We start from the raw sequence: 11,696 nt of genomic DNA on the forward strand, positions 1-11,696 counted from the left end.
AACCGGAAGTCAGCAGGAATCTCCCCTGCCAGCTTCCGGTTCTTCATCTAGAAAATCAGTATGTGTCAGATGTGCCTGCGGAATCAATGCATTCAAAAATCCTTCTTTACTGGATAGACGGAACACATTATTACTGAAATCCAGCTTCACTTCCTCGGCGAAATATACCTCCTGCTGCTTATCCACCAATGCCGGTATTGTCTCGCTCTCCACCTCGATGTCCCTAGAGCGCGGTTTTTCAGCAAATCGGACTGTCGGAATGCCATTCGATTTACATCCTACTCCTACCGTATCAAAGTATAAAACCAGGTATCGATGTGCCTCTTCCCGCAATGCTTGTACTTTTTCCCAGGCTGTGTCTGTGATTGTTAATTTCATGTTATGTTCCTCCTTATTTCTTGTTGAATTGACCGCCGAGCAATTTCTCTGCCACTCCCGGCACCAGCTGATACACCTTACTTCCGATGCCCATCCAGCCAGGCAGATTGATTTCACGCTTGTTCTTCCCGATGCTTGAGATGACTTTACGAGCTACTTTATCAGGCTGCAGCATATAACGGGCGCTCGCCTGGCGATATCTTCCGCTCGGATCAGCTGTGTCAAAAAAGTTTGTATCCATCGGTCCTAGATTAACAGTCGTCACATGGATCCCATATGGCTTCAGCTCCTGGCGCAGTCCATTACTGAAGCCGATGATGCTGTGTTTACTTGCACCGTATACTGCAGCTTTTGGCGTGGCTACTTTACCAGCCATCGAACCGATCATGATTACATGTCCTGCCCCCTGCTTCATCATACCTGGCAGTATGGCTGCTGAAGCCTCCATAGCTGCCAGGGAATTGACTCGCATCATCGTTTCTATCTGTATTTGATCTGTATCTTTAAAGAGACGGAAATACCCCACTCCCGCATTATTGATCAATACATCAATATGCTGATTCTCCCTTACAATCTGCAGCAATGCAGTACGCCATTCTTCAGGGTCATTCAGATCCGCCCTGTAAATCGTACTATTTATCTGGAATCGCTCTTTCAGCTCAATAGCTAACTGTTTTAGCTTTTCCTCGGATCTTGCAACAAGCAGCAATTGATAGCCGGCAGCCGCAGCTTCAACGGCCAGTTCCCTTCCAAGGCCGCTTGAGGCTCCTGTTATCAACAGGCTTTTCTTACTTGCTCCCATATGCAGTACCTCTTTCTGTTTACCCTTCTTACAGGATGATTATGTACGGAAAGCAAACCGGATGGCACTTTCCATCAAGTCAGGCAGCTTGCCAAAACTATAGGTCACTTCCAGCCGCTCTGTCCACTGATGTGCATCCTTACCGTATGGTCCTAAATGAAGCACTGGCATTTGCAGCCCTTCCATCAAGTCAGCTGGCAAAGTGAAGCCTTTCTGCTGCAGCGGCATGTTAGATATCAAATCCTGTATCGCTGTACGCGATGTAGGCTTGCCAATGAAACTTGAATCTGAAAGACCCGGGAAAAACTGTACTTCTTTCAGATCAGCCGAATAGGTCGCTTTTGCCTCTGATTGGATATTAGAAATCAATTGCCTTACATAGGGATCTTTTTTAGAGGAAACCGCAGGATAAAATGGCGGGCTGTAAAAAAGAACGATGACAGGTGCCAGATCATGACACATGCTAACCAGCTCTTTCACAAGCTTAGTCGAAAAATCCCGGTCCCCTTCCTTACGCGTCGTTACGAGCCTGTTTTGTCTTCTTTCCACTTCCGCCTTCCCGAACCGTTTGACCGCATGCGCATAAAGTTCTTCATAAAACATAGTCTTAATTTGGAAAGCTATTGGCTGAAAAGCACTCGATTTAGCCGCAGAAAGATTTGCTTTCTGTTGATAATGTGTCTCTATTTTCCTAGCAGCTCGCTCCATTGCTTGCTTTAATTTCATATTGATCTCTTGAATGGATTGTTCTAAAAACAATACGTTGTACATCGTGACTGCAGATACAGGCGTCTGCACAGAATATGCTTCCTTCAAATCGCGCAGCATCAAGCTAACTGGCGGCGGAGTCACTTCTCCGTCCACTTCTTCTATGAAGGATTCCTGAAGCTCCAATTCCTGTGACAAATAACTGATCATCAGATTAGCATTCAAACCACCAAACGGTTCACCAACATGCGTTTCCTTACCATAGCAAAAGAAACCTGGAAGCACTTTTCCTATGGATCCGCTATACATATAATTACCTGTATCACCTGGGTATTTGCTGAACACAGGTTCTCCGTTCATGCATAATTTGTATACCAGCTCCTCAGTTGTCTGCAGCTGCTGCAAAATTTCAAGTGCGCGCAGCATTCCGGCAGAATTCACTTCTTCGTCGGGCACAGTCAACAATAGGATATTTCCGTCGAACGCAGCATCCATCGCGCGTTCCAGCATAGAAAGATGGATTGCCAGACCAGCTTTCATATCCATCGTTCCTCTGCCAAAGAGCCATTCTCCCTGATGCATTTCCTTTTTTATATAAGAAGGCAGCTCCACTTCATCATTCAAATAAGCCGCAGTCAGGTCATGCACCTTTGTGGCAAGATGCTGGTAGGTGCCAAAATCCTCTGTTCCGACGACATCAAAGTGACTGAGCAAGATAATAGTATCTTTTTTGTCAGATTTCTTAACTAATGCTGTGAGGAGCTGACGGCCGTCCTTCAGCGGATGAAGCTGCAAATGAGCTGGGTTCTGCTGGAAATAAAGCTTTTGTTCCAAAAGGGCATGAACATGCTCCGGAAAACGGATTTCTTCTGGAGAACCTGTAATACTCTCGATTTCAACAAGCTCTGCCAGTAGTGCTATTAATTCGTCCTTCGATTGCCACTGTTTCATGCATGCACGTCCTTTCAAATTGACTTTTGCCAGTTTTTCTCGCACAATTCAACTATACGTCCAAGTTCGGGGTGAAACCATGTCTACCAAAATATTTGCACATCGCGGTGCCAGCAAATATGCACCGGAAAATACGATGGCCGCTTTTCGGCTGGCAGAACTGATGCAGGCTGATGGCATCGAAACCGATGTGCAGCTGACGAAAGACCAAATTCCAGTCATCATTCATGATGAAAGCATCAATCGCACGACCAATAAACGTGGTTTGATTCGGAAGCTTACATATGAAGAATTGCTCCAGGCGGATGCTGGAGCTTGGTTCTCACGCGACTATGCTGGTGAAAGAATCATTTCATTAGATGTGTTTCTGCAATGGATCAAAAAGACTCCTATGCTACTCAATCTGGAGCTGAAAACGAATAAGTATCCATACCCTGGTATCGAGGAAATCGTCTTACAGCGCCTTTCGGATCATGGAATGAAAGACAGGACGATCATATCAAGCTTTAACGCGGATACTATCCGTCGTATATCTGATCTGGATGATGGTATAGATACAGGCTTCCTTACTTCAAGGCGTCCCCGTCAGCTTTTTTCATTGATGGAAGAAATCGGTGCGAAAGCCTTACACCCAAAATACCGTTTGCTGAACAAAAAACTTATTCAAGAGTGCGAGCAGCATAATGTACCGATTCGGGTATATACAGTCAACCAGCCAGTTTATATACTACGTGCTCTTGAAGCGAAATGTGATGTTATCATCTCGGATGTGCCAGATCGTGCACTAGAATTGCAAAAGGGCTATATCACTAGTTAATCAAACAATCGGAGGTCCTACAATGGCTACACCTAAATTATTTCAACCAATCACATACAAAAACTGTACCTTTAAAAATCGCATTGTCGTCTCCCCGATGTGCATGTACAGCGTCGAAGAAAAAGATGGCAAAGTCACTCCTTTCCATATCACCCATTATGAAAGCAGGGCGATTGGGCAAGCTGGACTTGTTTTCTTGGAGTCTACGGCTGTTACACCAGAAGGAAGAATTTCTGATCAGGATCTTGGCATCTGGTCTGATGAACATATAGAAGGACTTCGCACCATCAGTGAAAGAATTCAAGCGCATGGCAGCAAAAGCGGCATCCAGCTTGGTCATGCCGGCAGGAAATCAAGAGCGGAAGATCCAATTGTCGCACCAAGTAATTTGCCGTGGGATGGCGAATCCGTCGCACCGGAAGCTTTGACAGAAGAAAAGATAAACGAATTGGTCGATTCTTATCGTAAGGCTGCAATTCGTGCGAAGGAAGCAGGATTCGATGTAATTGAGATCCATGCTGCTCATGGCTATTTAATCAATCAGTTCCTATCTCCACTTACAAACAAGCGAATTGATGCCTATGGCGGAGCTCGTGAAAATCGGTACCGTTTTCTCCGAGAAGTGCTCGATGCGGTCAAACAGGCTTGGGATGGTCCATTGTTCGTCCGTATTTCAGCTGATGAATATGCAGAAGGTGGAAACGGTATAAATGATTTCATTTACTACAGCATTGAAATGAAACGACAAGGTGTCGATTTAATCGATTGCAGCACAGGGGGAGTCGTTCCAGATGGTCCATCCACTGTGTATCCGGGCTATCAAGTAGTTCATGCAGAACGGATACGGAAGCATGCTCTTGTCGATACTGCTGCTGTCGGCTTGATTACAAACGGACAAATGGCTGAGGAAATATTGCAAAATGAACGCGCCGATCTTGTCTTCATTGCGCGCGCTATGCTGCGAAATCCTTATTGGCCGCTCGAAGCTGCCGAACAGCTGAATTATAGATTGGAAGCACCAGCCATGTATAAACGAGGCTGGTAACTGCAGGAGGCTTTTTATTATGGAATTACATTTTCTTGGAACAGGTGCAGGATTGCCGTCAAAAGATCGGAATGTGACGAGCATCTGTTTGTCAATGCCACAGGAGCGGCAAGCAGTCTGGATGTTCGATTGCGGCGAGGCTACCCAGCATCAGCTGCTTTACTCACCGTTAAAGCCGGGTAAAATCGAAAAAATCTTCATCACCCACATGCATGGGGATCATATATATGGATTGCCTGGTTTGTTATCAACCCGTTCGTTCCAGCAGTCCGACCTACAGCTGGAAGTCTACGGCCCGCAAGGCATCAAGGAATTTATCGAAGTCTCCTTGCGTGTCAGCGGAAGTAATGTGGCAAGTTCCCTCATCATCCATGAGATTGAGCCCGGGCGAATTTTCGAGGATGAAGGCTGGACAGTCGATGCTGTTAAGCTTTCCCACGGTATTCCATGTCTCGGATATATTGTGGAGGAAAAAGCCGTGCAAGGAGAACTTAAAGTGGACAAGCTCAGACAAATGGGCATCTCCCCCGGGCCGATTTATCGCCTGATCAAAGATCAGGAAATCACTGAATTGCCTGATGGGCAGCTGATCACAAGATCGGATGTTGTCGGTCCGGATAAGCCAGGCAGGAAAATAGTTATTTTAGGTGACACAACCTATCTGCCAGAGCTTAAGGACTCTGTGGAAGATGCTGATATTCTCGTTCATGAGGCAACCTTTTCAGCAGATGAACCGGAAATGGCGAAGGCTTACGGGCACTCTACAGCTATACAAGCAGCAAGCTTGGCCAGAGATGCAAATGTTAAAAAATTAATCCTGACGCATATATCTGCACGATATCATCAAGACGATGCACAGATATTGACAGAACAAGCACGGACTGTTTTTCTGGAAACAGAGCTAGCAGAAGATATGCGCGTTTTTGATATACCAAAAAATAGCAGCGATTCATAAGAATCGCTGCTATTTTGTATAGTCATCAAGAAAATCCTTTTGAAAGCTTGTCCTCATGCTATCTGACGACGATGAGTGTAAAGTACGGAAAGGATTTTTCCCAAACTTTGCTGTCAGCTGGTCGATTACTTGATATAACCCCTCTTTTGATGCTTCTTTTTCATATGTGAACAAATCAAGCTGTTTCCCGACTTCTTTCTTCTCTGCCACATCAAATACACTGATCCCTAACAGACGGATTGGTTCCCCGTTCCAATGCTTCTGCAGCAAGGACTGCGCATGACTGAATACGTCATGCGCCGATTCCAAGAAATTTGGCAGTTTCATACTGCGCGTGATCGTCTTACGATCATGATAACGGATCATCAGCTGAATACCTTTTGCGATTGCTTCCTTCCTATGCATCCGTTTTTCCACACTTTTGGACAAATCCAGCAGAAGTTTATCCAATTCTTTATCATCTGTCGTATCGTGCGGAAGCGTCTGCGAGCTCCCGATGCTTTTGAAGCTGTGCACTGCTTCTGGATCGACCGGTCTGTCATCTAAGCCATTGGCCCGATTAGCCAGCCTCTCCCCGTTTACACCGAAAACACGTTTCAGCTGGTAGATGTCCTTTTGAGCTAAGTCACCAATCGTCTTAATACCGAGTGAGCGCATCTTTTCTGCAGTCTTCTCTCCGACCCCGTGCATTTCTTCGATTGGAAGCGGCCATAGCAGCTCAGGTATATCCCGCTTTCGCAATACTGTGATACCAAGCGGCTTCTTCATGTCCGAAGCCATCTTTGCAAGAAATTTGTTCGGAGCGATCCCGATACTGCAAGGTAGATCCAGCTCTTTCATGATACGCTCCTGAAGCGATTGGGCGATCTCCAACGAAGATCCCAAATGGGCACAATCCGTCACATCCATATATCCTTCATCTATGGAAACCGGTTGAATGACTGGCGTCACTTCCTGCAGGATTTTGAACATTTCACTGGATGCTTTCCGATACCGTTCAAAGTTTGGGCGCAGCACGAGCAATTCCGGACATAGGCGTCTAGCTTCCCAAAGTGTCATCGTCGTACGAACACCCTTCTTCCTCGCTTCATAGCTGCTGGTTACGACGATACCTTTCCGCTCGGCAGGATTTCCGCAGATGGCAAGCGGTTTTCCGCGGAGTGATGGATCGAATGCCATTTCAACCGAAGCATAAAAACTGTTCATATCCACATGGAAAATCGCCCTTCCTTTTGGCTGCATGCTGTCCCTCCTCTCAATGCGAACTGTCGTTCTTATTATAACATGTTTACATATAAAATAGGAGGCATGAGCCTCCTATTATCAACTGTTCGCAACCTCACGGATGATGCTAGCAACCATTTCAGCTGTTTTAACCAATTCGCTTACTGGTATGCGTTCATTGGTCGTATGAATTTCTTCATAGCCGACAGACAGATTGACAGTCGGGATACCGAAGCCCGCAATCACGTTTGCATCACTGCCGCCGCCGCTTCTTGTAAGGTTACTGTCACGCCCGATGCTTTTCGCAGCTGTGCGAGCTACTTCAACGACACGGTCGCCAGCTTTTTGTTTGTAGCCTGGATACTCAACTTTGATTTCTACTTCCGCACGTGCACCCATACTTTCAGCTGTTTGTTCAAATGCCTGCTTCATCTTCAGTACTTGTGCTTCCATTTTGCTTGCTTCAAGCGACCTAGCTTCTGCCAGTATTTCGACAAAATCACAAACAATATTCGTCTGTTTGCCTCCAGCGAATCTGCCTATATTCGCAGTAGTTTCATCATCGATTCTACCAAGCGGCATTTTAGAAATTGCTTTGGCAGCTACTGTGATGGCTGAAATTCCTTTTTCAGGTGCCACACCTGCATGCGCAGTCTTGCCATATACTTTTGCAAGCACAGAGGCACGGGTTGGTGCTGCAACAACGATGTCACCAACAGGGCCATCACTGTCAATGGCATACCCAAACGAAGCAGTGAGCAGGGATGAATCAAGCGCGCGGCTTCCAATAAGACCAGCTTCCTCACCTGCTGTTATCACGAATTGAACAGTGCCATGAGGCAACTCCTGTTCCTTATAAACTTTGATTGTTTCAAGAATAGCAGCCAGTCCAGCTTTATCATCAGCACCGAGAATCGTTGTTCCGTCACTCGTAATGTACCCGTCTTTGATCTGTGGTTTGATACCTTGACCGGGAACCACTGTATCCATATGAGAAGTAAAATAGATTGTTTCAGCGGATTCGACATTCCCTTTCCAGGTACAAACCAAGTTATTTGCTCCATGGCCGGTTTTCGCCATTGAGTCATCTTCTTGCACTTGTACACCTAGTTCAGTGAATTTTCTTTTCAACACTTCAGCAATCTCTTTCTCGTTACCTGTCTCCGAGTCAACTTGAACCAATTCAAAGAACTCTTCAACTAAACGATTTTCATTTATATTTATCATGATTATGTACTCCTATTCTATCTATTGGTTTCTCCTTGTCCCCTTACCCGCTTCCCTGTACAATGGACATAAACAGATAAGGGGGCTCCATTCCATTGGCCAAGCATAATAAAAAAAGATCCAAACAAAATATCGCAATGAAATTCATGGTTTACTTGATGATATTCACGATGCTTATTTCCACTCTCGCAATCACCCTGAGCTATTTTGTCTTCTAGGAGACAAAATAGCTCCATCTTCTATCCCAATTTCTTCAAATGACTTCCAGCCTGTCATTATTCTTACCTTCGTCCCGACAGGAACCTGTTTATACAATTCTTCAACATCTTCGTTTCGCATCCGTATACAGCCTGCTGAGACTCGGCTGCCGATTGACTCCGGTCTATTCGTCCCATGAATTCCGAAAGTACGACCTTGCGTATCATTAGCGTTAAAACCGATCCATCTGCTTCCTAGCGGGTTGTCTTTGTCTCCCCCAGCAATTCCTTTTCGGGAGTAGCCAGGGTATTCCGTTTTGAACAAAGTGAGAAATATCCCTTCCGGTGTCGACTCCGGCTTCTTTCCAGTAGCTACAGGATAAACCTTGATTACTTCCCCTTTATCCAAAAAAGCAAGCTGGTTTGTTGTTTTATTAACAATGATTAGCGGCCTTCCCGGCATAGGATTCTCACCGAATGGCCATAACGGAGACAAAATTGACAGACAGGTGAAAGCTATTAGCAACGTCCGCATAAGCACATCCCCTTTTCAAATGGTGATGTGCTTATTGTTGCTCCTTCTGTCTATTTCTATGTTGCACATCGCTTTCTTTGAACGATTGTTTCAGCTCCAGGTAATTCTCCATTTCATACAACAACTGTAACAAGTGGGCTCGCGTTTCGAATTCCTCTCTTGTCTTAGGGAGGGGATCCTCATCAAAAGACTGCCGTAATGACTCGAGTTCTTCCAGGAACAAGACTGCTGTATTACCCGGGTGCACGGAATCAGCAAGACCGGAAAAGAAATGAGCCAGCTGCCCACACTGGGAATAAGACGTCTCCGGAAGCCTGCTGATAAGGGGCAGGATTCTTTTCAGTATGGCAAATTGCTTTGTACGCATCTCAAAGTAATCATAATACGGATGCTCTGACCTGAGTACATGATTCTCCACATCCCTGCCGACTAGCTGGTTTGCTTCCTTCAGTACCTTTTCGGTCTGAGTGATTTCTTCTCCTGACCATGACTGGTCACCATCACGCAGATACAAAGCAATCTCTTCTAAAATCTTCGTGAAATTACGCTCCAGAATAATCTGCTTCCGCCGGATCGTTGCTTCCAGGCTGGGCATATACAAATTCACAATGAGAGCCACGCCTATTCCGACTGTTATGAGTATAATCTCATTGATGATCAAATCCAGCGTGATATTATGGGAATTATATAAGTGCAAAATGATAACAGCACTTGAGACGATTCCAGGTGAGACTCGCAGCATGACAGTGACCGGAATGAAGACAAGCAGCAGAATGCCTATGCTGATCGGGTGGAAGCCGATTGTCTCGAATATGACGAATGACAGTACGATTGCCAGCAGACAGGCGGCCACTCGATGCCAAGCGGCCAGAAAAGATTTCTTCCTTGTTACTTGGGTACATAAAATCGTCAGGATACCTGCTGAAACACTGTTTTCCAGCTGCAGAAGCTCCGCTATCCATATCGCAAGCGGTGTTCCTACGGCCGTCTTAATCGTTCGGTAACCTATTCTCACAATGGTACTCCTCATCAAAAGTGATCAAAAGCAGAATAGCCCCTCATCCAAATGGATGGGGACTTTTTCTGTCAAACTTCTTTACAATGCTCATCGAACAATGATTGCAGTTTATTGACTACCTCCATTGGCTCATGACCTTCGATGTCATGACGTTCGATCATTGTAACGATTTCGCCGTCCTTCAAGAAAGCAAATGACGGAGAGCTTGGCGGAAAGCCAGTGAAATATTCCCTTGCTCTTTCAGTCGCTTCTTTATCTTGACCTGCGAAAACTGTCACAAGCTGATCAGGGCGTTTGTCATAATGCAGACTATGCGCAGCTGCCGGGCGAGCAATTCCGCCGGCACATCCGCAAACGCTGTTGATCATTACAAGTGTCGTCCCGGAGTTCTTAAGTGTGGAATCCACTTCTTCCGGTGTAGTTAATTCCGTATATCCTGCATCGGTAAGATCCTTCCTAGCAGTTGTTACGATATCATTCATATACATTCTGAAATCTGCCATCGGTATTCCTCCTTTTACACTGTTTTAAGTGTATCAGCAATTTCAGTCTCTTTCAATTTCTATGACCTTCTCAGTAAACCGGCATCGTTGACTCGGATACGTTCTCCAGAATCTCTTTCACTCTAGCCATGAATTGTCCGCAAATGAGCCCATCAAGAACGCGATGATCCAAGCTGAGACACAGATTCACCATATCCCGGGCAGCGAACATATCATTGATGATGACTGGTCGCTTTACAATCGATTCCACTTGCAATATCGCTGCTTGCGGATAGTTGATGATCCCCATGCTTTGCACTGAACCGAAGGAGCCAGTATTGTTCACCGTAAACGTTCCTCCTTGCATGTCAGCAGCTGTCAGTTTGCCTGTACGAGCTTTCTTGGCAAGGTTTGTAATTTGTTTTGCGATACCTTTTACACTTAGATCATCTGCCGATTGAATAACTGGAACAAACAATTCCTGGTCTTTCGCTACTGCAATGGAAATATTGACTTCGTCGTGCTGGATGATTTTATCGCCAGCCCATGAGCTATTCAGCTGCGGGAATTCTTTTAGCGCCTGCGCGACAGCTTTTACGAAGAAACTGAAGAAAGTAAGTGAATATCCTTCTTTTTCTTTAAAGGTATCCTTCACCTTATTACGGTAGGCAACCAGGTCGGTAACATCTACTTCCACCATCATCCATGCATGCGGAATTTCAGTTGCCGCTTTAACCATATTGTTTGCGATGGCTTTTCTAACACCTGTAACTGGTATGGATTTACCAGCAGCATCTGTTTGTGTCACTTGTGCTGATTCAGTTGGCTGCTCACGAACAGATGATGGAGCCTCTGCAGCTGCTGTTTGCTTCTGCTCTTGTTTTTGCGGCTTTTCACCTGAGGCAATGATTGCTTCGATGTCCTTACGGGTGATTCGTCCGCCTTTTCCGCTGCCGTTAATTGCTGTAAGGTCTAGATCATTTTCTTGGGCAAGCCGCATGACCGCAGGAGAATAACGTGATTTCATCGCAGTATCAGCAGAAGCGTTGCTGATTGTTGATTCTTCTGCTGAAGGAGCTGGATCTGCTTCTGCTTCCTTTTTATGCCCTGCTTCTTCTGTTTCGATTGTACAAATCAGAGCCCCTACTTCGACCGTATCACCTTCAGATGCAATCAATTCTTTGATTACACCCGTGAAGCTGCTGGGGATTTCTGCATTGACTTTATCTGTCATTACTTCCGCAATGGCATCATATTTACTTACTTGGTCGCCTGGTTTGACAAGCCAAGTATTGATCGTTCCTTCTGTAACACTTTCACCAAGCTTTGGCATTGTTATTTTTTCTATCGTCATCAT

General features: G+C 45.4%; 13 protein-coding genes. 4 read left to right on the forward strand and 9 right to left on the reverse strand.

The annotated features are described in order from the left end of the window. Positions 1-9: 9 nt before the first annotated feature. The 3 genes from ACH6C1_RS09035 to ACH6C1_RS09045 are packed head-to-tail and all read right to left on the reverse strand — an operon-like array spanning position 10 to position 2,839. On the reverse strand, positions 10-378 hold the full coding sequence (locus tag ACH6C1_RS09035; protein WP_374076471.1) for an iron-sulfur cluster biosynthesis family protein: 369 nt from the start codon (positions 376-378) through the stop codon (positions 10-12). 13 nt (positions 379-391) lie between these two features. Further along, the gene (locus ACH6C1_RS09040; RefSeq protein WP_374076473.1) at positions 392-1,180 is read right to left on the reverse strand and encodes an SDR family NAD(P)-dependent oxidoreductase; all 789 of its coding nucleotides are present in this window, start codon (positions 1,178-1,180) and stop codon (positions 392-394) included. A 39-nt stretch (positions 1,181-1,219) separates the two neighbouring features. Beyond that, on the reverse strand, positions 1,220-2,839 hold the full coding sequence (locus ACH6C1_RS09045) for a M20/M25/M40 family metallo-hydrolase (protein ID WP_374076475.1): 1,620 nt from the start codon (positions 2,837-2,839) through the stop codon (positions 1,220-1,222). 79 nt (positions 2,840-2,918) lie between these two features. Between ACH6C1_RS09045 and ACH6C1_RS09050 the strand changes: the two genes are divergently transcribed. From ACH6C1_RS09050 to rnz, 3 genes are read left to right on the forward strand one after another with little or no spacing between them, the layout of a single operon-like run. Then, a complete protein-coding gene (locus ACH6C1_RS09050; protein WP_366247095.1) occupies positions 2,919-3,656 on the forward strand; it encodes a glycerophosphodiester phosphodiesterase in 738 nt (245 codons plus the stop codon). A 22-nt stretch (positions 3,657-3,678) separates the two neighbouring features. Then, the gene (namA, locus tag ACH6C1_RS09055; protein WP_374076477.1) at positions 3,679-4,701 is read left to right on the forward strand and encodes an NADPH dehydrogenase NamA; all 1,023 of its coding nucleotides are present in this window, start codon (positions 3,679-3,681) and stop codon (positions 4,699-4,701) included. Between the two features lie 19 nt (positions 4,702-4,720). After that, entirely contained in the window at positions 4,721-5,656 is a 936-nt protein-coding gene (gene rnz, locus ACH6C1_RS09060) for a ribonuclease Z (protein ID WP_374076479.1), read from the forward strand. 9 nt (positions 5,657-5,665) lie between these two features. On the opposite strand, the gene ACH6C1_RS09065 is transcribed toward rnz, so the two are convergent. Both ACH6C1_RS09065 and ACH6C1_RS09070 read right to left on the reverse strand, forming a co-directional pair. Then, a complete protein-coding gene (locus ACH6C1_RS09065) occupies positions 5,666-6,898 on the reverse strand; it encodes a DNA polymerase IV (RefSeq protein ID WP_374076481.1) in 1,233 nt (410 codons plus the stop codon). Between the two features lie 81 nt (positions 6,899-6,979). Continuing rightward, complete coding sequence (locus tag ACH6C1_RS09070; protein ID WP_374076483.1) at positions 6,980-8,107, reverse strand: M20/M25/M40 family metallo-hydrolase; 1,128 nt, start codon at positions 8,105-8,107, stop codon at positions 6,980-6,982. 158 nt (positions 8,108-8,265) lie between these two features. Between ACH6C1_RS09070 and ACH6C1_RS09075 the strand changes: the two genes are divergently transcribed. Then, entirely contained in the window at positions 8,266-8,325 is a 60-nt protein-coding gene (locus ACH6C1_RS09075) for a hypothetical protein (RefSeq protein WP_366249913.1), read from the forward strand. Here the strand turns inward: ACH6C1_RS09075 and ACH6C1_RS09080 are convergent. The 4 genes from ACH6C1_RS09080 to ACH6C1_RS09095 all read right to left on the reverse strand — a co-directional run bounded on the left by ACH6C1_RS09080 (position 8,300) and on the right by ACH6C1_RS09095 (position 11,693). Then, a complete protein-coding gene (locus tag ACH6C1_RS09080; RefSeq protein ID WP_095222594.1) occupies positions 8,300-8,839 on the reverse strand; it encodes a L,D-transpeptidase in 540 nt (179 codons plus the stop codon). The two genes, ACH6C1_RS09075 and ACH6C1_RS09080, sit on opposite strands and share 26 nt — an antisense overlap. 31 nt (positions 8,840-8,870) lie before the next feature. Beyond that, positions 8,871-9,857: an aromatic acid exporter family protein gene (locus ACH6C1_RS09085; RefSeq protein ID WP_374077178.1), complete on the reverse strand. Its 987-nt coding sequence runs from the start codon at positions 9,855-9,857 to the stop codon at positions 8,871-8,873. A 68-nt stretch (positions 9,858-9,925) separates the two neighbouring features. After that, a complete protein-coding gene (locus ACH6C1_RS09090) occupies positions 9,926-10,360 on the reverse strand; it encodes a BrxA/BrxB family bacilliredoxin (protein WP_095222593.1) in 435 nt (144 codons plus the stop codon). A gap of 70 nt (positions 10,361-10,430) precedes the next feature. Further along, positions 10,431-11,693 carry a dihydrolipoamide acetyltransferase family protein gene (locus ACH6C1_RS09095; protein ID WP_374077180.1) on the reverse strand — a complete coding sequence of 421 codons (1,263 nt, stop codon included), beginning with the start codon at positions 11,691-11,693 and terminating at the stop codon, positions 10,431-10,433. Between the last annotated feature and the right edge of the window lie 3 nt (positions 11,694-11,696).

The organism is Terribacillus sp. JSM ZJ617 (genome assembly GCF_044383785.1).
Lineage (GTDB): Bacteria > Bacillota > Bacilli > Bacillales > Amphibacillaceae > Terribacillus.

Excerpts from the sequence above, each read along its gene's own strand:
- rnz (WP_374076479.1), top strand. The coding sequence starts at position 4,721 with ATGGAATTACATTTTCTTGGAACAGGTGCAGGATTGCCGTCAAAAGAT.
- ACH6C1_RS09090 (WP_095222593.1), bottom strand. The coding sequence starts at position 10,360 with ATGGCAGATTTCAGAATGTATATGAATGATATCGTAACAACTGCTAGG.
- ACH6C1_RS09080 (WP_095222594.1), bottom strand. The coding sequence starts at position 8,839 with ATGCGGACGTTGCTAATAGCTTTCACCTGTCTGTCAATTTTGTCTCCG.
- ACH6C1_RS09035 (WP_374076471.1), bottom strand. The coding sequence starts at position 378 with ATGAAATTAACAATCACAGACACAGCCTGGGAAAAAGTACAAGCATTG.
- namA (WP_374076477.1), top strand. The coding sequence starts at position 3,679 with ATGGCTACACCTAAATTATTTCAACCAATCACATACAAAAACTGTACC.
- ACH6C1_RS09050 (WP_366247095.1), top strand. The coding sequence starts at position 2,919 with ATGTCTACCAAAATATTTGCACATCGCGGTGCCAGCAAATATGCACCG.
- ACH6C1_RS09070 (WP_374076483.1), bottom strand. The coding sequence starts at position 8,107 with ATGATAAATATAAATGAAAATCGTTTAGTTGAAGAGTTCTTTGAATTG.
- ACH6C1_RS09095 (WP_374077180.1), bottom strand. The coding sequence starts at position 11,693 with ATGACGATAGAAAAAATAACAATGCCAAAGCTTGGTGAAAGTGTTACA.
- ACH6C1_RS09045 (WP_374076475.1), bottom strand. The coding sequence starts at position 2,839 with ATGAAACAGTGGCAATCGAAGGACGAATTAATAGCACTACTGGCAGAG.
- ACH6C1_RS09040 (WP_374076473.1), bottom strand. The coding sequence starts at position 1,180 with ATGGGAGCAAGTAAGAAAAGCCTGTTGATAACAGGAGCCTCAAGCGGC.
- ACH6C1_RS09065 (WP_374076481.1), bottom strand. The coding sequence starts at position 6,898 with ATGCAGCCAAAAGGAAGGGCGATTTTCCATGTGGATATGAACAGTTTT.